We start from the raw sequence: 22,371 nt of genomic DNA on the forward strand, positions 1-22,371 counted from the left end.
TCTTGTTCGAATTTTATACTTAAGTGGTATAAATTTCGATAAAACCTGTACTATTACAGACTTAGCATTGAATTGGCGCTATGATTGTTTACGTTTATTCATCCATTCAGCTCAAAAGCATGATAAAAAAAGCTTTCTTAATAATTGCTAGCCTGCTTGTTTTTTCTCATAGTGCACATGCCACTATTTCTCTTAAGATTAAAGGGATAGACGGCGAGTTAAAAGATAATGTTGATGCTTACCTGTCTTCCATTCCCAAGAAAGACTACGTCAACACGTTGCGCTTTCGATCTCGAGTCGAACAAAGTATTACCGAAGCTCTTAACGCACTCGGCTATTACCACCCCAAAATTGCCTATGGATTATTCTCTAAACATAATTCTGATCTGGTTGTGCGGGTGACGCCTGGCGACCCAGTTCGGGTCAAAGTCATGGATGTTGATTTGAAGGGCGAAGCGAAAGAGGATGACGCTTTCATTGACTTGATTAAGCGCTCCCCCTTAAAAATTGGCAAAGTGCTTAATCAAGGTGATTACGATAGCTTGAAATCTGGTATTCGTAATTTGGCTTTACAGCGGGGATACTTTAATGGGGACTTTACCCTTAGCCGATTAGAAGTTATTCCTGAATTAAATGAAGCCAATGTACGTTTACATTATGACAGCGGTATCCGTTATCATTTTGGCCCTTTAGATATATCTGGTAGTCAAATTTGGCAAGATAGAGTGGAATCGCTTAGCCCTTTTAAAACCGGACAGCCGTATTTAGTGTCTGAAATTGGTCAATACAACCAAAACTTATCCAACACCGATTGGTTTTCATCTGTATTTGTTGAACCGGATTTGACTAAACTTGACGATGGCCGAGATTTGCCCGTTAAGGTATCACTTGCTCCAGCAGCCAAAAATCAGCTAGAAACAGGTCTGGGTTATTCAACGAATATTGGCGTTCGTGGAACTTTAAAGTGGAAGAAACCTTGGGTGAGTGGTCGTGGTCATAGCTTTAATACCGCATTGGCTTTGTCTAAACCTGAACAGACCATTACTGCTGGCTATAAAATACCATTAGAGGATGTTCAGCATGAGTATTATCAGACTCAGTTAGGTTTACGTCATTTGGATAAGAGCGATACTGAAAGCTTGGAGTCGACTTTCTCTTTAGAACGTCACTGGTTAAGTGATAATGGTTGGCATAAAACGTTATATGTCCGTCACTTGTATGAAAACTTTTCACAGGGTTTACAAGACGACGGTGTTCAATTTGTTTTACCTGGTGTTTCTTTCTCTCGTACTCGAACCCGTGGCGGTAATATGCCGATGTGGGGAGATAAACAAAGCCTGAGGATTGAATATGGCGATCCTAAATTGCTGTCAGAAACCCAAGTGTTGCGATTGTTAGGTCGAACCTCTTGGATTCGCTCTATCGGCGAAAATAACCGGGGTTTATTCCGTTTGGATGGGGGGGCTAACTTAACCCATGAATTAGATAAACTATCGCCATCGCTGCGCTTTTTTGCTGGTGGTGATAACAGTATTCGAGGTTATGGGTATGAATCTATTTCTCCAACGGATGCCAGTGGTGCTTTGACTGGTGCGAAGTACTTTCTTACCAGCACGTTAGAGTATCAATATCGATTGTATGGTAACTGGTGGGGGGCCGTATTTTATGATATCGGTGACGCGTTTAATGAAACACCAGAATGGATGAGAGGAACCGGGGTGGGCATTCGATGGGGCTCTCCAGTTGGTCCTGTTAGTTTAGACTTTGCTTGGGGCTTAGATGCTGAACCTAAGACAGACTTTCGTATCCATTTCTCTCTAGGGCCTGAATTATGATGACTCTATCGTTTAAGTGGATGAAATGGTTTTCTTTCGCTTTGTTAAGCTTGATCTTGATCCTGAGCGTTTGTCTTGGTGTGGGTTTGTTCACCCAATCTGGCTTACAACTGGTTTTGTGGGGAACAGAGAAAGTGTTACCCCAACTGAAGGTTGAACAAGCACAAGGTGCGCTATTCCGGCGTTTTTCACTTAACAAAGTTACCTTTGTTGATGAGACCTTGCATATTGATGCCAAGTCAGAGCGTGTTACATTGGCAATAAATGCGCGATGCTTGCTCGACTTTAGGTTGTGCATTGATGAATTGACTTTACAAGGGGTAGATTTGCAAATGCCGGAACTGCCTCAGCAGGAATCGGTTAAAGAAGAAAAACCACCCACTCGAAGAATCAGTACTCCAGTGCCGATCTTGGTCAATAAAGTCAACTTCAACGACATCAATTTGAATATTCTTGGTAATAAGCTTTACTGGCAAGAATTTTCAACGGCATTGTTGATGCACGGAGACCGTTTGGCGATTGCGCCAACCACGATGAGTACGATCAAGGTGTCACTTGCTGACTTGAAGCCAAACCAAACCAAGGCGGCAGCCTCCAATACTCAAGCCACTGAACACACTCGCGAGCCAATTGTTTTGCCAGAGGTTTGGCTGCCTCTTAAGATAAAATTGCAACGTTTAGATATCAATGATTTTCAGTTGCAGGGGCAAACTCCCGTTACGGTTAATCATTTAGGTCTCGAAGCTGAAGCGGCGGGTGATAAAGTTGATATACAAACGCTTGAACTTAAGATGCCAGAAGTGGAAGGGCAGCTCAGTACACAAGTGACACTATCCGCAGATTATCCCATCACCGCACAAATCGATGCGCTTATTAAGCAAGCGGATGCCAAGGGACAGAAATTGGCGTTATCGGCATCGGGAAGTGTTGCTGATCTCTCTTTGCAGGCATCATTGAGTGATTTAGCCAGCGCGAAAATTCAAGCACATCTTCAACCATTGAAAGCAGAGCTTCCTTTTGACCTCACTTTGGACAATGTCAAAGCACAATGGCCATTGGTTGGCAAAAGTGATTATCAGGTCTCGCTGCCTAATGTCGTAGCAAAAGGGTCTTTAAATGGTTATACCCTCTCTTTACAAGGAGAAGCCTCAGGGAAAGATTTCCCTGCTGTTGATGTAAATGTAAAAGGAGCAGGGAACTTAGAGCACATTGATTTAGAAAGTATCGTGATTAAGACCTTAGGTGGGGAGCTATCGGGTGACGTTATGGTCAATTGGCATGCTCCGCTAAACTGGCAAGCTGATTTAAACTTGGCACACATACAACCCGGTCTGCAATGGCAAGACATTGAAGGAAATTTAAATGGCCAGTTGAACACTTCAGGCTCTTTAACATCTCAAGGTGGTTGGCAAGTGAGTCTACCCATGCTCGATATTGATGGGGTTCTGCGTGGTTATCCTCTTAATATCAAAGGGCAATTAGAGGCTGCTGATAAAACAGGTAAAACCGAAAATATTCACCTGAACACTCAAGGCTTGACGCTATCCCATGGTCCGAATCTATTGCAGGTAACAGGCAAGGTAGATAATGATATCTTGATGGATTTAGAGGTTAAGTTCCCTGATATTGCTAAAACGGTCCCTGATCTTGCTGGTAGTGTAACAGGCTCGATAGCGGTGCGTGGCAATGTAAAGCAACCACAGGCAGAACTGGATATATCACTCACAAAACTTAAATGGCAGGAGCAATTAAATATTGCCAGTGCTGCTCTGACAGGGAGTGTGGCGCCTTACCCGAAACCTAAAGCAGATGTGAATTTAGTCGTAAAAGATATCTTGTATGGTGGTCAGCACATCCAACGTACTGATGTTTCTTTATCTGGAAATGAGCAAAGTCATCAGCTTGTGTGGAACGTGACATCAGAGAAATTGGCCAGTCATGTGGAAATTGAGGGTAGCTTGAAGCAAAAGCCACAACTGATTTGGGATGGCTCGATACAACGTCTCGCGCTTAGCACCCCTCAGGGGCCATGGGCTTTACAAAAACCGACTCAAATAACGGCAAATATTGATAAACAGTTGGTTGATGTGCAAGCCAATTGCTGGTTACAAGCGGAATCAAAAATATGTTTGACCCAAGATGTGACACTAGGCAAAACCGGTGAGGTGTCTCTCGCCATCAGTGATTTTGACTTTGACCAAGTTGACAATTTCTTACCCAAAGAGACGCAACTGTATGGCAAATTGGCTGCGGATATTAACGCGAAATGGGCTCCCGACACTAAGCCTGAATTGAACGCAATCATTACTTTGCCACAAGGTAAGGCAGTCCAAACACTGGATAAACCCATTACATTAAATTGGAATAAAATGAATCTTGAAGCCAAATTGGCACAGGATAAGTTAATGACGCAGTGGTTGGTGGATATTACCGATAACGGGGATCTTTCTGGTGATCTGGTGATTAATAATGTCTCTACCGATGAGGCAACGCTTGATGGCCAAGTATCGCTGTCTACGTTTAGCTTAGATTTCTTGTCACCATTGTTGGGCGAGTTTAGTGAGATGAAGGCCAGTCTTGACTCTGATTTGGCCTTATCTGGCGATATTATGCATCCTGAAGTTAATGGTCATGTCACACTGAACCAACTCAAGCTTCAAGGTGAAGTGACGCCAGTCGATATAAATTCCGGTCAAGTGGTGCTCGATTTTAAGGGGCATCAAGCTGAATTAAATGCCGATATTCTCACTCCAGATGGAAAGTTGATCGTTGATGGTGCTGCTGATTGGCAAGATCTGAATGATTGGCACTCATCGGCACATGTCTTCGCTAAAGAGCTTAAAGTGGATTTATCACCAATGGGTAAAGCCATGGTTGAACCGGACATGACGATTCACCTTCAGCCCAATTTGGCTAAAATTGACGGCAAAATACACTTACCATGGGGGCGCTTATTTATTGATGAATTGCCTCCCAGTGCGGTCAAGGTCTCCTCTGATACGGTTATCTTGAATGCGAATGTTCGTCCACTTGATGATGGGGCAAAATTACCCTTTAAGGTGGTCACCGATGTGGATATTAATATCGGTGATGATTTCCAATTTTCAGCCTTTGGGCTCGAAGGTAATTTACAAGGTAAGCTCAATGTGACCCAAAAAGACAAAGGGCCGTTTATCGTTGGTGAAGTGAATATCATTGATGGTTCTTATCGCTCATTTGGGCAAGACTTGCAGATTGAGAAAGGTAAAATCTTGATGAATGGCCCAGCAGATGAACCGTACATTGCGATTAGGGCCATTCGAAATCCTAATAACACGCAAGATGATGTGATCGCAGGGGTCGATGTTACAGGGCCTGCCAGTGATCCGAAAATAGAGGTCTTTTCTCAACCTGCGATGTCGCAAGCCAATGCTCTCTCTTATCTATTGCGTGGTCAGAAACTGGATGCTGAGTCAGGTGATAATGCGATGACAACCGCCCTTATTGGCTTGAGCTTGGCTCAAAGTGGTCAAGTTGTCGGGCAAATTGGAGAAGCGTTTGGCGTAGAAGACCTACAATTAGATACTGCGGGCTCAGGAGATGACTCTCAAGTAACGGTAAGTGGTTATATTCTGCCTGGTCTACAAGTGAAATATGGGGTTGGTATCTTTAACTCGCTGGGCGAATTTACAGTGCGTTATCGCTTACTGAAAGACCTTTATATTGAAGCGGTATCGGGCGTCGACAGTGCCGTCGACTTCTTGTATCAATTCGAATTCAACTAGGGCTGATGAGGCTGCCAGTGGCCAAGCCATCATCAGTTATCATCATGAAAATCTGCTTTGCGCAGTGCGATGAAAAGGAATAAAGGAGAGCTTATGCAACATTTGGTCTTTGTCTATGGCACGTTACGTCAAGGAGAGTGCCACCATCGCTTTTTGAAACATGCAGAATGTCTTGGTCACCACGAAACGGATGCACAATTTGCGTTGTATGATTTAGGGCCATATCCTGCCTTGTCCACTGGGCAAAAGTCCATTTCTGGTGAGATTTATTTAATTGATAATCAAACTTTAGCTGAGTTGGATAAGCTCGAGGATGTCCCTGTGGAATATCGTAGAGAAACCATTGTGACGCCATTTGGTTTGGCTTGGATCTATTTATATCAAGGGACAGAGCCACTTAATGAGGAGATTGCTTCAGGGGATTGGTGTCAGCGAGTTTAAGCGAATCTATCCATACACCCTCATAAAAATACCCAAGTGCTTTGAGTCACTTGGGTATTTATTTTTAGAGCGAGGGGCGCTTTCTCTACCTCTCTTCCTTCTTCTACTTAACGCGTTGGTATGACTCGAGAATCTCTGCTTTTGCAGCTTCAACATCAGCCCAGCCATCGACTTTCACCCATTTCCCGGCTTCAAGCTCTTTATAGCGCTCAAAGAACTGGGTGATTTGTGCTTTCAACAGCTCTGGGATATCACCGACATTTTGAATATGGTCGTATTCTTTTGAGATTTTTGTGTGTGGGACCGCAAACACTTTCGCATCTTCACCCGATTCATCGGTCATTTTTAATACGCCAACGGGGCGGCAACGAATCACAGAACCTGGCATTAATGGGTAAGGGGTCGGCACCAGTACGTCTACCGGATCACCGTCGAGCGAGAGTGTATTGTTCACATAGCCGTAGTTACATGGATAGAACATTGGAGCTGACATGAAACGGTCGACAAATACAGCACCAGTGTCTTTATCTACTTCATATTTGATTGGATCAGCATTGGCTGGGATCTCGATAACAACGTAGATGTCTTCAGGAAGCGATAGACCTGCTGGTATATTTTTCAGACTCATTTGAATGTTCCTTTTCAGTGAAATGAGGAAATAGTTTGAAGGTGTCGATTCACTTTAGCGACAAAAACGCAGCAGGTAAACCGCTGCTGCGCTGAACTAAGATCTCGGTTTACTCTTGGTCTTGATGCTCTGCAAGAAACGCTTCTACTTTTTGTACCATGTTCTTTGAACCAACAAAAAATGGCACTCGTTGGTGCAGCTCGGTTGGTTTCAAATCCATAATACGATTGACCCCATCAGAGGCAAGACCGCCAGCTTGTTCAATCAAGAAGGCCATAGGGTTACATTCATACAGTAAACGTAATTTACCTTGAGGGTAGCTTTGTGTGCTTGGGTAGAGATAGATGCCACCTTTGAGTAGGTTACGATGGAAGTCAGCAACTAAAGATCCAATGTAACGAGAAGTGTAAGGACGACCGTCTTCAGGCTCATTTTCTTGGCAGTACTTGATGTACTTTTTCACCCCAAGAGGGAAGCGGATGTAGTTTCCTTCGTTGATCGAGTAGATCTTACCGTTTTCTGGGATCATCATGTTTTCATGGGATAAACAGAAGCTGCCAATCGATGGATCATAAGTAAAGCCATTTACACCATTACCTGTGGTGTAAACCAGCATGGTTGATGAACCATAAATGACATAACCTGCGGCGACTTGCTTGCTTCCGGGTTGAAGAAAGTCTTCTTCTGTTGGTGGTGTACCGATAGGTGATACGCGGCGATAAATTGAAAAGATCGTACCAACAGAAACATTGACATCAATGTTAGAAGAGCCATCGAGCGGATCCATTAACACAACATACTTGGCGTTCTTGTTCAATTCTTTGTTGAAAGTGATGGCTTCATCTTCTTCTTCACTTGCAACACCACATACTTGATCACGAGCTTCAAGTGCCGCTTTAAATTTATCGTTGGCATACACATCAAGTTTTTGCTGATCTTCACCTTGGACGTTCTCAGTGCCGACCGCACCAGTAATGTCACCAAGACCTGCTGCATTGATTTCACGGTTCACTATTTTTGCTGCGAGACGAATCGAAGCTAGAAGAGATGAAAGATCACCACTCGCATGGGGAAAGTCTACTTGTTTTTCAACGATGAACTCGCCTAGGGTGCGCAGTCCTGACATGTTTTATCCTACCTGTTTCATTTCATTGTATTGGGAGTTAGGCAATATGTGCATCTCTTACTGGATACTATACCTAAGTCTGTTGAGGTCACTTGGGTACAAAATACTGCCTTATATCAAGTTTATGCCGTGGATCTTATTAATGGTAATGAAGTAACTGTTTGAGATCTCAATTTATTGTCTTATTCAACAAGAAGTGATTGATTTATCGTGAACCATGTATGCCGATGATGACTTTACGGTTAATTTTGGTGGTATGGTGAAAAAACGTTAAGATCACACAAAGAGACTCGCTTTTCTGGTCGTTATCACGATAATGAAAGCATTCAAACCGGTTTTACAAGGCAAATCTATGCATATTCATATCTTGGGCATCTGCGGCACGTTTATGGGCGGTGCAGCTATTTTAGCCCGCCAGCTAGGCCATAAAGTGACGGGCTCTGACGCGAATGTTTATCCCCCAATGAGTACTCTATTGGAGTCTCAAGGTATTGAAATTATCCAAGGGTTTGATCCTAAGCAGCTTGAACCTCAACCTGATTTAGTCGTGATTGGTAATGCGATGAGCCGAGGTAACCCTTGTGTTGAAGCCGTGCTTAATAAAAATATGCGTTATACCTCTGGTCCACAATGGTTACAGGAGTTTTTACTCCATGACCGCTGGGTGCTGGCTGTTTCAGGTACACACGGTAAAACAACCACTTCAAGTATGCTGGCTTGGATCTTAGAAGATTGCGGTTATCAGCCGGGTTTCCTCGTCGGTGGAGTGTTAGGCAACTTTGGCGTGTCAGCTCGATTAGGGGAAAGTATGTTTTTTGTGGTCGAAGCGGATGAATATGACAGTGCGTTCTTTGATAAACGATCTAAGTTTGTTCACTACCACCCACGCACGCTGATCATGAATAACCTTGAATTCGATCATGCGGATATTTTCGATGATCTAGAGGCGATCAAGCGTCAATTCCATCACTTAGTGCGCACTGTTCCGGAGAATGGTTTGCTCCTTGCTCCGCAGCAAGATTCATCGTTAAAAGACGTGCTCGCTCGTGGTTGTTGGACAGAAACGCAGTTCACTGGCAGCGCTGGTGATTGGCAAGCGCACAAATTGGTTGTCGATGGTTCTAAGTTTGAGGTGTCACTACAAGGCGAGAACGTGGGCATTGTCGATTGGAACCTCGTAGGTGATCACAACGTAGATAACGCTTTGATGGCGATTGCTGCTGCGCGTCATGTGGGTGTTGCCCCCGAGCTGGCTTGTCAGGCTCTTGGGCGTTTTATTAATACCAAGCGTCGCTTAGAGCTAAAAGGTGAAGAGCAGGGCGTGACGGTTTATGATGATTTTGCTCATCATCCAACGGCGATTGAACTGACTTTAGGTGGTTTACGTAATAAGGTAGGTAAACAGCGAATTCTTGCCGTTTTGGAGCCTCGTTCTGCGACGATGAAGCGCGGTGTTCATAAGAATACTTTGGCATCTTCTCTGCACAATGCAGATGAAGTATTTCTTTTTCAACCAGATAACATTGAATGGTCTGTACAAGAGATTGCCGAACAGTGTGAACAGCCTGCGTTTGTTGATGCAGAAATGGATACTTTTGTTGCGAAAATCGTCGAAAGAGCGCAACCTGGCGACCAAATTCTTGTGATGAGTAATGGTGGCTTTGGTGGTATCCATGGCAAGCTTCTCGAACAACTGAAACAAAAAACTTAATGACACTTATGCAGCAAAAAGCAACCCCTAAAAAAGCCATCACATTAGCTATGACGGGCGCCTCTGGTGCTCCGTACGGACTTCGTCTTCTTGAATGTTTGGTGGCTGCGGATTACCACGTTTATGTGCTGATTTCTTCCGCAGCTCGAGTCGTGATGGCAACCGAGTATGATTTAAAGCTGCCAAGCGGCCCTGAAGCGGCACAAAAGGCATTGGTTGAACATCTCAACTGCACTCCAGATAACGTCACTGTTTGTGGTAAAGAAGATTGGTTCTCTCCAGTTGCTTCCGGTTCAGCGGCGCCTAAACAGATGATCGTTTGCCCATGTTCAGCGGGCAGTTTAGCGTCCATCGCACATGGTATGTCGGATAACCTGATTGAACGCGCTGCAGATGTTGTGATCAAAGAACGTGGACAATTACTGTTGGTAGTACGAGAAACCCCCTTCTCCACATTGCACCTTGAAAATATGCTCAAACTATCGCGAATGGGCGTCACAATCATGCCTGCGGCACCGGGTTTTTATCATCAGCCACAAAGCATCGAGGATTTGGTTGATTTTATGGTGGCAAGAGTATTGGATCACCTAGGGGTTGAACAAGGTTTGGTGCCGCGCTGGGGGTATGATCAACGCTGATTGTGAAATACATCAAATAGCTTTACAATTCTGCTTACTCATCGGGGAGCCACCCAGTACTGATCATATTGTTGAACTGGACGCTGAGACCTAAATGCAACTTAGTATGCAATCGGGGACCCGTATTACCTGAACCAGATAATGCTGGCGTAGGAATTGAGTCTGGATATTATCGGTCCTAAATAGCCGCCTCAACCCTGTGCCGCTCAACCTATATCTACCTAATGTAAATGGAGAGCGAGCAGTGAAAACCTCTTGTCGTTTAGTTGCCCTTGCAGCGATCACTTCAGCTTCTGCGTATGCCGCTGAAGACACTCTTACCGTCTATACCTATGATTCCTTTTCTGCCGATTGGGGGCCAGGACCCAAAATTAAACAAGCTTTCGAAGCTCAGTGCGATTGCCAGGTCAATTTTGTTGCACTGGATGATGGCGTCTCGATTCTGAATCGGTTGCGTCTTGAAGGAGAACGCAGCAAAGCAGATGTTGTTCTAGGATTAGATAACCATCTAATGGCTGAAGCAAAAAAAACCGGATTACTTGGAAAGCACAATGTCGATTTGAGCACGATCGTGCTGCCAAATGGCTGGAAAAACGATACTTTTGTACCTTATGATTACGGATATTTTGCCTTTATCTATGATAAAAACAAGTTGCAGAACCCGCCGAAAAGTATGCAAGAATTGTTGGAGAAGCGCGATGATCTTAAGGTTATTTATCAAGATCCACGAACTTCCACTCCAGGACAAGGTTTGATGCTGTGGATAAAGTCTCTTTATGGTGAGGAAGCCGATCAAGCCTGGAAGCAGTTAGCAAACAAAACGGTGACCGTAACCAAAGGTTGGTCTGAGGCTTATTCGATGTTCTTAAAAGGTGAATCTGATCTTGTGCTTTCTTACACAACCTCACCTGCCTATCATCGGATTGCTGAAAACGACACAAAGTACGCCAGTGCTGACTTTAAAGAAGGGCATTACATGCAAGTAGAAGTGGCGGCGAAAGTGAAAAACTCCCCCCATCCTGAATTGGCCGATCAGTTTATGAACTTCATCTTGAGCGAACCGTTCCAAGCTGTCATACCGACAGGAAACTGGATGTATCCAGTGACTCAGGTAGCATTACCCGAGGGGTTTGCAGCATTGAATGTTCCTCAAAAAACACTCACCTTGGATACCGATGATGTCGCGAAAATGCGCAAATCTTGGATTCGTGAGTGGCAACATGCTTTGACCAATTAATATAGAGACTACTTTTGAATCACATTCCTAAAGTCGGTTTAGGGGTCGCGATACTTATCGCGACCTTTGTTATTTCCGCTCTTGGTGCATTATTTGTTCAAGCGCCAGATCTCGATGTGTCTTTAATTTGGAACGATCCCTATTATCAACACGTTACTAAATTTAGTTTTTACCAAGCTTTCCTCTCGATGGGGTTAAGTATTACGTTAGCGATTCCACTTGCTCATGCCCTTTACCGCCGTGAGTTTATTGGCAAATCTTTATTACTTAAGCTGTTTGCATCGACCTTGGTTTTACCGGTTTTGGTTGGTGTTTTTGGTTTATTAGCCATTTACGGCAATAGTGGCTTACTGGCCCAGTGGTTGCTCAGCTTTGGTATTGAACTGCCTTTTTCAATTTATGGTTTGAGTGGTATTTTACTTGCTCATGTTTTCTTTAATATGCCGTATGCTGCCCGCCTTTTAGTGCAAGCGTTGGAGTCGATTCCAACAGAGCAGCATAAATTGTGTGCGCATCTTGGGATGAGCCACTGGGATAAATTTCGCTGGGTAGAATGGCCACGGCTAAGACAGCAATTGCCTCACGTGTGTGGTCTGGTCTTTATGCTGTGCTTTACCAGTTTTGCGACGGTGATGGCATTAGGTGGTGGCCCTAAGTCAACCACAATAGAATTAGCGATTTATCAAGCCATTAAGTTTGATTTTGATCTTCAAACCGGAGCGTTACTGGCGCTATGGCAAATACTGCTTTGTAGTGTGCTTTCATTAGGCATTCAAGCATTAACTAAACCGATATCAGTGACCAGTGGTAGTACTTTGGTACAGCAATACTTAACGAAGGATCATCGGTGGTCAAAAGCTTGGGATAGCTTTTGGATCATGGGTGCCTTTTTACTCGTAATACCGCCTTTATTGATGGTATTAGTCAGCGGTTTTAATCAGAAAATTTGGACTGTTTTAACCGACGAGGCGTTTTGGTCGGCATTATTAACGTCGCTCAAGGTGGCTTTACTGGCCAGTTCATTAGCGATGGGAGCGGGCGTGGCTATTTTACAAACAAGCCGACGTTTACGATTATCTTTTCGCTCGAAGCGCGCTGATCATATTGAGTTTATTGGTACCATTATTTTAGTGACACCTGGCTTAGTGATCAGTACTGGATTATTTTTGTTGTTACGTTCAATAACCGACGTATACAGTTTGGCGTTTTGGGTGGTGATCGTCGTTAACGGATTAATGGCGTTACCTTACGTGATTAAAACCTTATCTCAGCCAATGTTACATATTGAACAACAATACCAATACTTGTGTGCGAGCTTAGGCCTTCTTGGCTGGCAGCGTTTCCGTCTGATTGAATGGCGTGCTTTACGTAAACCTTTTGCTCATGCATTTACGATTAGCTTGATGTTTTCGATGGGGGATTTAAGTGCAATTGCTTTATTTGGCAGCCAAGATTTCCGGACTTTACCGTTATATTTATTTCAGCTATTGGGAAGCTACCAAATGGAAGCCGCGGCCGTTGTTTCTGTCACCTTGCTGTTATTGAATTTAGGTTGTTTCGCTTTGATTGAAAAACTCTTTAAAACAAGGAATAACGTACCATGCTAGTGTTGAGTGATGTGCAATATACCTATCTTCAAGAATGTTTTTATTTTGATCTAAACATTGAGAAGGGGCAAATTGTTGCTTTAATGGGGCCTAGTGGTTCGGGCAAATCAACGGTACTCGCTTTAGTTGCTGGTTTTATTAACCCCGAACAAGGTGACATATGTGTTGAAGGCCATTCTATTGTGGAAAGAGAGCCTTATCAGCGCCCATGTTCAATGTTATTCCAAGAGCATAATTTGTTTGCCCATTTGACGGTCAGAGACAACATCGCTTTAGGACTAAAGCCGAACTTAAAGCTTAATGAAGCAGAGCAAAAGCTTATCGAAGAAGCTGCTGTACAGGTTGGAGTTGCAGACTATCTTGATCGATTGCCAGAGCATCTTTCTGGAGGTCAGCGGCAACGGGTGGCACTGGCCCGTTGTTTTGTTCAACCTCATCCTATTTGGTTATTGGATGAGCCTTTTTCAGCGCTTGATCCGGTTTTGCGTGAAGAGATGCTCGTGTTAGTCAAACAGTTGGCCGTCGCCCGAGATATTACAGTGTTGATGGTGACGCATCATCTCAGTGACGCACGATCGATTGCTAGTCACTTTGCCTTAATTGCTGCAGGTCGAGTTGAGGCTTGTGGCGCAATCAATGAATTTACCGAACATCACTCTAGCCCTGTTGTAAGAAGTTTTGTTCAGGCAGCAAAAACAGTAAATTGAAACACAAAAGGCCCCGACACAGTCGAGGCCTGATAGGTGATTTAAGGTGCGAAGGTACGCGATAAGCCTAGTTGGTCAGAGCTTCTCGACGGACGCGGTATTTTTGGTTCATGGCGAGGAGTAATAACAGCAATAGGCAGGGTACAAAAACCCACTCTTTCATCGGGCGGTTTGCCTCTTGAATGACGGACTTAATTTCCCAATCAAAATCAATCCCTGCGTTTTCTGCTGGACTGCCGAATTCGACCATATCTACCAGCATTTTATTATCGCTTTCTTGCAGCATTAGGCCCATCGATGTGATGCGCTCTTCGCCAGTTTTCGCTTGCTCCTCAAATGGAAGGCGGACCGTTTTCTCTTGATATTTTCCTTCTAAATTTTCACCAGCAACAAGCAACTTAAGGGTTTCACCTGGTTTAAGGTTTTGAGCAATCTGGGTGACTTCCACTCCAGGAGAAACAGAGTGTGCTGGATAAATCATGTCCCACCAAAAACCCGGTCGGAAGAAAGAAAAAGTAAGAACCAGCAGTATGACGGTTTCCCACCACTTATTGCGTGTTAACCACCAACCCTGTGTTGCTGCTGAGAAAATCAACATCGCAATAATGGAAGAGATAATCGTCAGCGCTAAATGCCACCAAGAGTCGACCCCAATTAATAATAACTGAGTGTTAAAGACGAACATAAAGGGCAGAATTGCGGTACGAATGTCATAAGTAAAACCTTGAATACCTGTCCTGATAGGATCCGATTTTGCAATCGCTGCTGCTGCAAAAGCAGCTAAACCAACCGGCGGAGTATCATCAGCTAAGATGCCAAAGTAAAAAACAAATAAGTGTACTGCAATAAGTGGAATGATTAGGCCGTGTGCAGCACCCAGTGTGACGATAACTGGAGCCATCAAGGTTGAAACAACGATGTAGTTAGCTGTGGTGGGTAAACCCATTCCTAAAATTAAACTGATCACTGCGGTGAACAGCAAAATCAGAATGATACTTCCACCTGAGATAAATTCGACGAAGTCGGTCATCACCAAGCCAATACCAGTTAGTGTCACGACACCGACAACCGTTCCTGCTGCAGCTGTGGCTACACCAATACCGATCATATTACGGGCACCAGATACGAGACTTTCGAGTAAGTCAGTCACGCCAGCTTTTGTCGGTTCGATCAGATCATTTTGTTTGGATAGCCAAGCGATCAACGGTCGCTGAGTGAGCAAGATAAAAATCATGAATACACTTGCCCAGAAAGCTGATAGGCCGGGTGAAAAACGCTCGACAGTTAGGCACCAAACTAATACCACGATAGGCAGTAAAAAGTGCAAACCAGACTTAATGGTTGGTCCAGGCTCAGGGACTTCTGTTAGTTCCGCATCGATCTCAACCTTACCTTGCTGAGCGTGGTTTGCTGATATTTTTGCTAAACCGACATAGGAAAGTAATAAGACTCCAGTGACGATCATTGTGGCGGCTTCACCAAAAACATCTTTTGTCCATCCAACACCATAATAAACAGCCGCGCTGATTACACAGAGTCCGAGAATCGTGCCGGTAAAAGAAAGTAAGCTATACAGCAGCGTTGGATTATGGCGTCGAGGTAGGCCTGTCATCCCCGCTTTACAGGCTTCAAGGTGGACAATATAAATCAGAGCAATGTAAGAAATAAGGGCAGGGAGAAGGGCAGCTTTAATGACTTCAACGTAAGAAATCCCCACATACTCGACCATCAGAAATGCCGCTGCCCCCATAATAGGTGGCGTTAATTGACCATTGGTCGAAGCGGCCACTTCAACTGCACCAGCTTTGGTTCCTGGAAAGCCAACTCTTTTCATTAGGGGAATAGTAAAGGTGCCTGTTGTGACTACGTTTGCAATCGAAGAGCCTGAGACTAAACCAGACAGCCCTGAAGCGACGACGGCTGCCTTGGCTGGGCCACCTTTCATATGGCCTAACAAAGAGAAGGCGACTTTGATGAAATAAGCGCCTGCGCCTGCCCGTTCAAGCATGGCTCCGAAAAGAACAAATAAAAATACAAAAGATGTAGAGACCCCCAGAGCAACACCAAATACACCCTCAGTGGTTAACCAAAGGTGTGACATGGCTTTATTTAAACTGGCTCCTTTATGGGCAATGACTTCTGGCATGTAAGGGCCAGCAAAGGTATAGGTGAGAAAGACGGCGGCAACGATCATCAGAGGTGGACCCAGTGCACGGCGAGTTGCCTCGAGCAGTAGCAACATACCGGCTACTGAGATAATAATATCGACTTGTTGGGGGGCGCCTGACCGTTCAGCCAGCTCAGTATAAAAAATATAAATATAACAGGCAGTAAAGCTGGCTCCGAGCGCTAATATCCAATCCATTAGAGGGATGGTTTCTCGGGGAGAGCGTTTCATAGCCGGATAGGCGGTAAAGGCAAGAAATGTTGCAAAAGTGAGGTGGATGGCTCGTGCTTCAGTATCATTGAGCACCCCAAAATTAAAAATAAATGGCAGTGGTGAAGCATACCACAGTTGAAAAAGTGACCAGCACAGAGGAACAAACCATAAGATACGGCCTTGTAAGCCAGATGGATTGCGGGCCCCTGTATCAGCTTGAGCCACCATTTCTTGCACATCTTTTGACGCTGTTTTATTCGTCGTCATGTACTTTTCCTTATTATTGATGGTTCTATTTTTAACGCGAACTATACATAACAAAATAACTTAGGGTGTTTGAGTCACTTTCGTTTTACCCATATCACTCTAAGTAAAAGTGTTATCAGAGAATTACATCGATGGATATTCATCGTTAGATAGTTAGAGCTCGATTGAGCCTGACTCGTAAAGAGCCTTGTTATTGATGTTCTATATCGCCTTGGGTAAAAGCGGGGACAAACGGTCATCACCATAAAACAGTCTTTGCCAATAAAATGTTACTCACGCACATCAGATTCATTATGCGATCTGATGTGCGCTGAGTATTATCCACTTTTTATTTTAGTAGACCGACTTCTTTGTAGTATTTTTCTGCACCTGGGTGAAGAGGGATCGAAAGGCCAGCTTTGACCATATCTTCTTTTTTAAGATTAGCAAAAGCAGGGTGTAGGCGTTTAAATGTATCGAAGTTTTCAAACACGGCTTTAGCTACATTGTAAGCGACTTCATCTGATACCGCTGTACTTGTTACCATTGTGGCAGCGACACCAAAGCTTTTCACATCTTTATCTGTGCCACGGTACATGCCCGCTGGTACATTGCTGAATGCGTAATATGGATTGCTGGCAACGATCTTGTCGATTTCAGCCCCTGTTGCTGAGACAAGTTTCGCATCACAAGATGTTGTTGCTTCTTTGATTGAACCATTTGGGTGGCCAACCATGTAGATAAAGGCATCGATTTTGTTATCACAAAGTGCTTGTGAACGCTCAGACCCTTTTAACTCCGAAGCCAATTTAAAGCTATCGTTTGTCCAACCCATCGCGTCCATCACAACACCCATTGTGGCACGATCGCCTGAACCAGGGTTGCCGATATTGACACGCTTGCCTTTAAGATCTTTTAGGCCATTAATACCTGCGTCAGCGCGAGCGATGATATTAAAAGGTTCGGTATGAAGGGAGAACATCGCTCGAAGCTCTTTATATGGACCTTGTTCACTGAACTTACTGGTACCATTGTAGCCATGGTATTGCCAATCAGATTGGACGATACCGAAATCCAGCTCTTTATTTCTCATTGTGTTAACGTTGTAAATAGAGCCACCCGTTGACTCAACAGAGCAGCGAATTTTATGCTCTTTACGACCTTTGTTGACCAGCTTACAGATTGCTCCGCCAGTAGGGTAATAAACACCTGTTACGGAACCAGTACCGATGGTAATAAAGTCTTGAGCATTCACTGCACCAGCTCCTATTACTGCCGCAGTGATCGCACTAACCTGAAGAAATTTGTTAAATGCCATGAATTTCCTTCCTTATATTCATTATTAGCATGGAAATGACTATTAATAGGCCCGATGGATGATAGGTCCAATAGTTGCACTTCAAAACGATATCTTTCTCAATCCATATACTTGAAAAAGAAAATAAATGATAACAAAAAAAACGAAAAGTTTATTCACCTAATCAATAAATAAAGTGACCTAGTTTGAATTTTTAAACATTTTAACAAACAAGAAGAAAATAAATTATGTTAATTAACAATAGTTTATATTTTTTGCTGGTTGAGTTGAGTTGAGTAAATGGGTAAGACATAACACGAGCTGCAGTAACCAGGTGCCACATTGATATACTCATATATGGTGATACTCAGAGGTGATTAAATCCAATTAGAATCAAACACCTTGAGTATATTTTTTTGCTACGGGCTGGATATTAGCCGTTGTATTCAAATAATTCACACACAGAGCGAAATAGCTGTTCAGTTGGTATTGGCAGAGTTGGGGTGATAAAAATCGTGTCATCACCAGCCACGACACCAAGAATGCCTTCCGATTTACCTAGAGAGTCGAGTAAACGAGCAATCAGTTGAGCGGCACCTGGACCAGTATGAATTACGACGAGAGCGGCGTTATGATCAATATCTAAAACAAGTTCTCGTAAAGAACTGCTTACTGTTGGAACACCAAGTTCAGCGGGTAGGCAATACACCATTTCCATTTTAGCGTTGCGCGTTCGAACAGCGCCAAATTTGGTCAACATACGAGAAACTTTTGATTGGTTGATGCTTTCAAAGCCTTGTTGCTTAAGTGCATCAACAATCTCCCCTTGTGAGCCGAAACTCTCTTCTTTTAGCAAGGCCTTAAAAGCGCGGACTAAATTATCTTGTTTTTCTGAATTGCGCATAATTATTATGATTCTCTGAATAGGGTCAGCAATTTGCATATTTTTGCATATATATTCACCTAGTGCCAAGTGCTCACTGGATTCTGTTACTCTCGTCACTGTAAATTATAAATGGTACAAGATGCGGTTAATAGGTAAGGTGTAATTTTTACCTCATTGAATTTATTGTATTTAAACCGAATTTTATAATAATTAAATCTTTATTTTGCCTGTGATCCTAGTGAGTTGCGTGAGGTCGCAAAGCTGGCGTTTATTGATTGAAATCAAGTTTTGAATTCGATATTTTTATCTGAATTAGAAATATACCCAAGTAACCTCAAGATGCTGCGTCTAGTGAGTTGACCTCGCTCTGAATCAAGCATCTTGAGGTTACTTGGGTATAAAAAATACGTTTATAAGAGAAATACTCTCAAGGAGAACTACATGAAAGTTGCCGTTATTGGTGCCGCTGGCGGTATCGGTCAAGCCCTAGCCCTTCTACTCAAGAACCACTTGCCTGCAGGTTCTGACTTAGCTTTATATGATATTGCTCCAGTAACCCCTGGTGTTGCTGCCGATCTTAGTCATATCCCAACGCCTGTCTCTATTAAGGGTTATGCTGGTGAAGATCCAACGCCTGCGCTTGATGGTGCTGATGTTGTGCTTATTTCAGCAGGTGTGGCTCGTAAACCAGGTATGGATCGTGCCGATCTTTTCAATGTTAATGCTGGCATTGTTAAGTCACTAGCAGAGAAGATTGCGGTGGTATGTCCAACAGCATGTGTTGGCATTATTACTAACCCAGTTAACACAACGGTGCCAATTGCAGCTGAGGTTCTTAAAAAAGCGGGTGTTTATGATAAGCGTAAGCTGTTTGGCGTTACGACGCTAGATGTTATCCGTTCAGAAACGTTCGTTGCTGAGCTAAAAGGTAAAGATCCAAGAGAAGTTCATGTGCCTGTTATCGGTGGTCACTCTGGTGTCACTATCCTTCCTCTTCTTTCGCAAGTTGAAGGTGTTGAGTTTAGTACTGGAGAAGTTGAAGCTCTGACCAAGCGCATCCAGAACGCAGGTACAGAAGTTGTCGAAGCAAAAGCGGGTGGTGGCAGCGCAACCTTGTCTATGGGGCAGGCAGCGTGTCGCTTTGGTCTGTCACTTGTTCGTGCTCTACAAGGCGAAGAGGGTGTTGTTGAATGTGCATACGTCGATGGAGGCAGTGAACACGCTCCTTACTTCGCACAACCTGTGAAGCTAGGTAAAAACGGTGTAGAAGAAGTGCTAAGCTACGGTGCATTGAGCGACTACGAAAAGTCTGCGCTAGACGGCATGCTGGAAACTTTAAACGGCGATATCAACATCGGTGTGGAGTTCGCTAAATAAGCGTTCGATTATTCTATCTACGTTCGATTATTCTATCGACAAGGCCGAGCGCGAGTGCTCGGCTTTTTTGATCCTTGACGCTATCACTACGTACTAATCTTCTAGCCTAAAGGTATTTTTGGATCCAAAAAGTAACCAAAGGAGCAAACGATGGAAGCAAATCGTGTCCATAAAGGGTTGATAGTAGAGTGTCAACAAGGGGTGGGGACCATTTTGGTTGTCGATAGAGAAGCACAGATGGTACTACTCGCTAAACAAGGGTCAGAAGAGCAACTTGCACTAGGCTTTGATGAAATAGAGGAAAACCCACAGTTGCATGGAGGGTGTCATCAGTATTATTGATTTATTTTCACGGCAGCCCTAACACATCGAAGATAAGTCGGCTTTTGCCTTCCTTCGATGTGTTAGGCATTTTTGTCGTGTTAAGACATATCATTAAGCATATCTAATACACACGGGTCTCATTTATTGCTTGAAAGTGACACACTACTTTGTTCGCTTAACCGCCATATGAGCCAAACTTATCAGTGCCTGTTTGTATTCGGATTCGGGTAAAACCTTGAGTTCCGCGATAGCTTTATCCGCCTCATCAAGTGCCTTCTGGGTCGTGTATTCAAGTGAACCAGATTGCTTCATCACCTGTAAAATTTCATCTAGATGTTCCATGCCGTTCGACTTTTCAATCGCTTCACGAATCATGGCTGCGTTGTCTGGGGTGGTGTGACGCATTGCGTGGAGTAAAGGCAAGGTAGGTTTTCCTTCTGCTAAATCATCTCCGACGTTCTTCCCCATATCTTCACCATCGGACGTGTAGTCCATGACATCATCAATAAGCTGAAAAGCGGTGCCAAGATATTTACCATAATTTTGCATCGCCAGTTCGACCTCTTCTGACGCATCACTAAGAATGGCGCCAATTTGGGTAGCAGACTCGAATAATCGTGCAGTTTTAGAGTAGATAACTTGCATGTAGTTTTCTTCGGTGATGTTGGGATCATTACAGTTCATTAACTGTTGAACTTCACCTTCAGCAATGACGTTTACAGCATTGCTCATCAGTTTGAGGATCTTCATTGATCCTAGTTCAGTCATCATTTGAAATGAACGGGTGTAAATAAAATCACCGACCAACACACTTGCTGCATTACCAAAGGCAGCATTCGCGGTTGCCTTGCCGCGCCTCATGTCGGATTCATCAACAACATCATCATGCAATAATGTTGCTGTATGAATGAACTCGATAAATGCAGCTGCCATGGTATGGCCATGACCTTGGTAATTGAGCGCCCGTGCGGACAAAATAGCAAGCAACGGTCTCAGACGCTTGCCTCCACCACTTACAATATAAAATCCGAGTTGATTTATTAAAGAGACATCGGAGTTCAATTGAGCTTGAATTGTTTCATTCACTTTTGCCATGTCATCGGCAGTAAGCGCTTGGATAGTTTTAAAATCCATCGTATATCCGGCTGAAGTTAGACCCTACAAGGCTTATTCTATTTGTGTAATCGTCGAATCATACACTAAAAAACGTTGATTAATACATGGCTAAACGGCATCATTGACGCACTTTTCTTTGGCGATTAGCTTTTCGCCAATTTTTTAAAAATATGGCTTGTCATAAGGGCATCTCTTCTGTAGAATCTGCGCCCTATTGATGATTAGTTTAGCGCACACCCTAGCTCATATATGATTGCAGGCTGTGCGGAAAAAGCGGAGTAAAATATGTACGCTGTTTTCCAATCTGGTGGTAAACAACACCGTGTAAGCGAAGGTCAAACTCTTCGTTTAGAGAAATTAGACGTTGAAACTGGTGCAACTGTTGAATTTGATAATGTTCTTCTTGTTGCTAACGGCGAAGACATCAAAGTTGGTGCTCCTCTTGTTGAGGGCGGCAAAGTTGTTGCTGAAGTTGTACAACACGGTCGTGGCGATAAAATCAAAATCGTTAAGTTCCGTCGTCGTAAGCACTCTCGTAAGCAACAGGGTCACCGTCAGTGGTTCACTGAAGTGAAGATCACTGGTATCAACGCTTAATCTATTAGGAGAGTTTAACAATGGCACACAAAAAAGCTGGTGGTTCTACTCGTAACGGCCGCGATTCAGAAAGCAAACGCCTTGGTGTTAAGCGTTTCGGTGGTGAATCTGTTCTTGCAGGTAACATCATCGTTCGTCAACGTGGTACTAAGTTCCACGCTGGTAACAACGTAGGTATCGGTAAAGACCACACTCTTTTCGCTCTTACTGAAGGTAAAGTGAAATTTGAAGTGAAAGGTCCTAAAAACCGTAAGTTTGTAAGCATCGAAGCTGAGTAATTTAACCTTACGGTTGATTATCTTAAAGCAAGATAGCTGAATTCAAAAGCCCTGCCGATTCGGCGGGGTTTTTTATTTATGGCAGTCGACATATCGAAGTTTCTTGTTAGCACAGCTGCATAATGTTACTGGGAGCTTAGATCTGTCATCTGCTAAAATTGTTTGATGGCAAATCA

18 protein-coding genes are annotated in these 22,371 nt (G+C 43.7%); 12 read left to right on the forward strand and 6 right to left on the reverse strand.

Translation table 11 applies throughout. The features are described from left to right. Window positions 1–119: 119 nt before the first annotated feature. The 3 genes from tamA (at window position 120) to BS333_RS01710 (ending at window position 6,040) form a co-directional block, all read left to right on the forward strand. Window positions 120–1,835 carry an autotransporter assembly complex protein TamA gene (gene tamA / locus BS333_RS01700; protein WP_033003631.1) on the forward strand — a complete coding sequence of 572 codons (1,716 nt, stop codon included), beginning with the start codon at window positions 120–122 and terminating at the stop codon, window positions 1,833–1,835. Further along, window positions 1,832–5,599, forward strand: a complete 3,768-nt coding sequence (gene tamB / locus BS333_RS01705) for an autotransporter assembly complex protein TamB (protein ID WP_021709398.1) — start codon at window positions 1,832–1,834, stop codon at window positions 5,597–5,599. Before tamA ends, tamB begins: the two co-directional genes overlap by 4 nt. 93 nt (window positions 5,600–5,692) lie before the next feature. Then, entirely contained in the window at window positions 5,693–6,040 is a 348-nt protein-coding gene (locus BS333_RS01710; RefSeq protein WP_021709397.1) for a gamma-glutamylcyclotransferase family protein, read from the forward strand. A gap of 103 nt (window positions 6,041–6,143) precedes the next feature. Here BS333_RS01710 and ppa read toward each other — a convergent pair whose 3' ends face one another. Beyond that, entirely contained in the window at window positions 6,144–6,668 is a 525-nt protein-coding gene (ppa, locus tag BS333_RS01715) for an inorganic diphosphatase (RefSeq protein ID WP_021709396.1), read from the reverse strand. Window positions 6,669–6,777: 109 nt separating this feature from the next. Next, window positions 6,778–7,794, reverse strand: a complete 1,017-nt coding sequence (fbp, locus tag BS333_RS01720; RefSeq protein ID WP_021709395.1) for a class 1 fructose-bisphosphatase — start codon at window positions 7,792–7,794, stop codon at window positions 6,778–6,780. Between the two features lie 352 nt (window positions 7,795–8,146). On the opposite strand from fbp, the gene mpl reads away from it, so the two are divergent. From mpl to thiQ, 5 genes are all read left to right on the forward strand, one after another. Further along, the gene (gene mpl / locus BS333_RS01725) at window positions 8,147–9,505 is read left to right on the forward strand and encodes a UDP-N-acetylmuramate:L-alanyl-gamma-D-glutamyl-meso-diaminopimelate ligase (protein WP_021709394.1); all 1,359 of its coding nucleotides are present in this window, start codon (window positions 8,147–8,149) and stop codon (window positions 9,503–9,505) included. Further along, window positions 9,505–10,143 carry a flavin prenyltransferase UbiX gene (locus BS333_RS01730; RefSeq protein ID WP_021709393.1) on the forward strand — a complete coding sequence of 213 codons (639 nt, stop codon included), beginning with the start codon at window positions 9,505–9,507 and terminating at the stop codon, window positions 10,141–10,143. The genes mpl and BS333_RS01730 overlap by 1 nt, the downstream gene beginning before the upstream one ends. A gap of 244 nt (window positions 10,144–10,387) precedes the next feature. Next, window positions 10,388–11,380: a thiamine ABC transporter substrate binding subunit gene (thiB, locus tag BS333_RS01735; protein ID WP_021709392.1), complete on the forward strand. Its 993-nt coding sequence runs from the start codon at window positions 10,388–10,390 to the stop codon at window positions 11,378–11,380. A gap of 14 nt (window positions 11,381–11,394) precedes the next feature. Next, on the forward strand, window positions 11,395–12,987 hold the full coding sequence (gene thiP, locus BS333_RS01740) for a thiamine/thiamine pyrophosphate ABC transporter permease ThiP (protein ID WP_021709391.1): 1,593 nt from the start codon (window positions 11,395–11,397) through the stop codon (window positions 12,985–12,987). Beyond that, complete coding sequence (thiQ, locus tag BS333_RS01745; protein WP_021709390.1) at window positions 12,981–13,694, forward strand: thiamine ABC transporter ATP-binding protein; 714 nt, start codon at window positions 12,981–12,983, stop codon at window positions 13,692–13,694. The genes thiP and thiQ overlap by 7 nt, the downstream gene beginning before the upstream one ends. 67 nt (window positions 13,695–13,761) lie before the next feature. Here thiQ and BS333_RS01750 read toward each other — a convergent pair whose 3' ends face one another. The 3 genes from BS333_RS01750 to argR form a co-directional block, all read right to left on the reverse strand. Further along, window positions 13,762–16,341, reverse strand: a complete 2,580-nt coding sequence (locus tag BS333_RS01750; RefSeq protein WP_021709389.1) for a TRAP transporter permease — start codon at window positions 16,339–16,341, stop codon at window positions 13,762–13,764. Window positions 16,342–16,669: 328 nt separating this feature from the next. Next, window positions 16,670–17,638, reverse strand: a complete 969-nt coding sequence (locus tag BS333_RS01755) for a TAXI family TRAP transporter solute-binding subunit (RefSeq protein WP_021709388.1) — start codon at window positions 17,636–17,638, stop codon at window positions 16,670–16,672. 412 nt (window positions 17,639–18,050) lie between these two features. Further along, the gene (argR, locus tag BS333_RS01760; protein WP_021709387.1) at window positions 18,051–18,521 is read right to left on the reverse strand and encodes a transcriptional regulator ArgR; all 471 of its coding nucleotides are present in this window, start codon (window positions 18,519–18,521) and stop codon (window positions 18,051–18,053) included. 423 nt (window positions 18,522–18,944) lie between these two features. Here argR and mdh point away from each other — a divergent pair, with 423 nt between their 5' ends. Both mdh and BS333_RS01770 read left to right on the forward strand, forming a co-directional pair. Then, the gene (mdh, locus tag BS333_RS01765; protein WP_021709386.1) at window positions 18,945–19,880 is read left to right on the forward strand and encodes a malate dehydrogenase; all 936 of its coding nucleotides are present in this window, start codon (window positions 18,945–18,947) and stop codon (window positions 19,878–19,880) included. A 150-nt stretch (window positions 19,881–20,030) separates the two neighbouring features. After that, window positions 20,031–20,222: a hypothetical protein gene (locus BS333_RS01770; RefSeq protein ID WP_021709385.1), complete on the forward strand. Its 192-nt coding sequence runs from the start codon at window positions 20,031–20,033 to the stop codon at window positions 20,220–20,222. A gap of 144 nt (window positions 20,223–20,366) precedes the next feature. On the opposite strand, the gene ispB is transcribed toward BS333_RS01770, so the two are convergent. Next, a complete protein-coding gene (gene ispB / locus BS333_RS01775; RefSeq protein WP_021709384.1) occupies window positions 20,367–21,338 on the reverse strand; it encodes an octaprenyl diphosphate synthase in 972 nt (323 codons plus the stop codon). A 267-nt stretch (window positions 21,339–21,605) separates the two neighbouring features. Here ispB and rplU point away from each other — a divergent pair, with 267 nt between their 5' ends. Beyond that, window positions 21,606–21,917, forward strand: coding sequence for a 50S ribosomal protein L21 (rplU, locus tag BS333_RS01780; protein ID WP_021709383.1), 312 nt, complete (start codon window positions 21,606–21,608; stop codon window positions 21,915–21,917). Window positions 21,918–21,937: 20 nt separating this feature from the next. Beyond that, window positions 21,938–22,195 (forward strand): 50S ribosomal protein L27, encoded by a 258-nt coding sequence (gene rpmA / locus BS333_RS01785; protein ID WP_005383095.1) that lies wholly within the window; start codon window positions 21,938–21,940, stop codon window positions 22,193–22,195. Window positions 22,196–22,371: the final 176 nt, after the last annotated feature.

Source organism: Vibrio azureus (genome assembly GCF_002849855.1).
Taxonomy (GTDB): domain Bacteria; phylum Pseudomonadota; class Gammaproteobacteria; order Enterobacterales; family Vibrionaceae; genus Vibrio; species Vibrio azureus.

Excerpts from the sequence above, each read along its gene's own strand:
- tamA (WP_033003631.1), top strand. The coding sequence starts at position 120 with ATGATAAAAAAAGCTTTCTTAATAATTGCTAGCCTGCTTGTTTTTTCT.
- tamB (WP_021709398.1), top strand. The coding sequence starts at position 1,832 with ATGATGACTCTATCGTTTAAGTGGATGAAATGGTTTTCTTTCGCTTTG.
- BS333_RS01710 (WP_021709397.1), top strand. The coding sequence starts at position 5,693 with ATGCAACATTTGGTCTTTGTCTATGGCACGTTACGTCAAGGAGAGTGC.
- ppa (WP_021709396.1), bottom strand. The coding sequence starts at position 6,668 with ATGAGTCTGAAAAATATACCAGCAGGTCTATCGCTTCCTGAAGACATC.
- fbp (WP_021709395.1), bottom strand. The coding sequence starts at position 7,794 with ATGTCAGGACTGCGCACCCTAGGCGAGTTCATCGTTGAAAAACAAGTA.
- mpl (WP_021709394.1), top strand. The coding sequence starts at position 8,147 with ATGCATATTCATATCTTGGGCATCTGCGGCACGTTTATGGGCGGTGCA.
- BS333_RS01730 (WP_021709393.1), top strand. The coding sequence starts at position 9,505 with ATGACACTTATGCAGCAAAAAGCAACCCCTAAAAAAGCCATCACATTA.
- thiQ (WP_021709390.1), top strand. The coding sequence starts at position 12,981 with ATGCTAGTGTTGAGTGATGTGCAATATACCTATCTTCAAGAATGTTTT.
- BS333_RS01750 (WP_021709389.1), bottom strand. The coding sequence starts at position 16,341 with ATGACGACGAATAAAACAGCGTCAAAAGATGTGCAAGAAATGGTGGCT.
- BS333_RS01755 (WP_021709388.1), bottom strand. The coding sequence starts at position 17,638 with ATGGCATTTAACAAATTTCTTCAGGTTAGTGCGATCACTGCGGCAGTA.
- argR (WP_021709387.1), bottom strand. The coding sequence starts at position 18,521 with ATGCGCAATTCAGAAAAACAAGATAATTTAGTCCGCGCTTTTAAGGCC.
- mdh (WP_021709386.1), top strand. The coding sequence starts at position 18,945 with ATGAAAGTTGCCGTTATTGGTGCCGCTGGCGGTATCGGTCAAGCCCTA.
- BS333_RS01770 (WP_021709385.1), top strand. The coding sequence starts at position 20,031 with ATGGAAGCAAATCGTGTCCATAAAGGGTTGATAGTAGAGTGTCAACAA.
- ispB (WP_021709384.1), bottom strand. The coding sequence starts at position 21,338 with ATGGATTTTAAAACTATCCAAGCGCTTACTGCCGATGACATGGCAAAA.
- rplU (WP_021709383.1), top strand. The coding sequence starts at position 21,606 with ATGTACGCTGTTTTCCAATCTGGTGGTAAACAACACCGTGTAAGCGAA.
- rpmA (WP_005383095.1), top strand. The coding sequence starts at position 21,938 with ATGGCACACAAAAAAGCTGGTGGTTCTACTCGTAACGGCCGCGATTCA.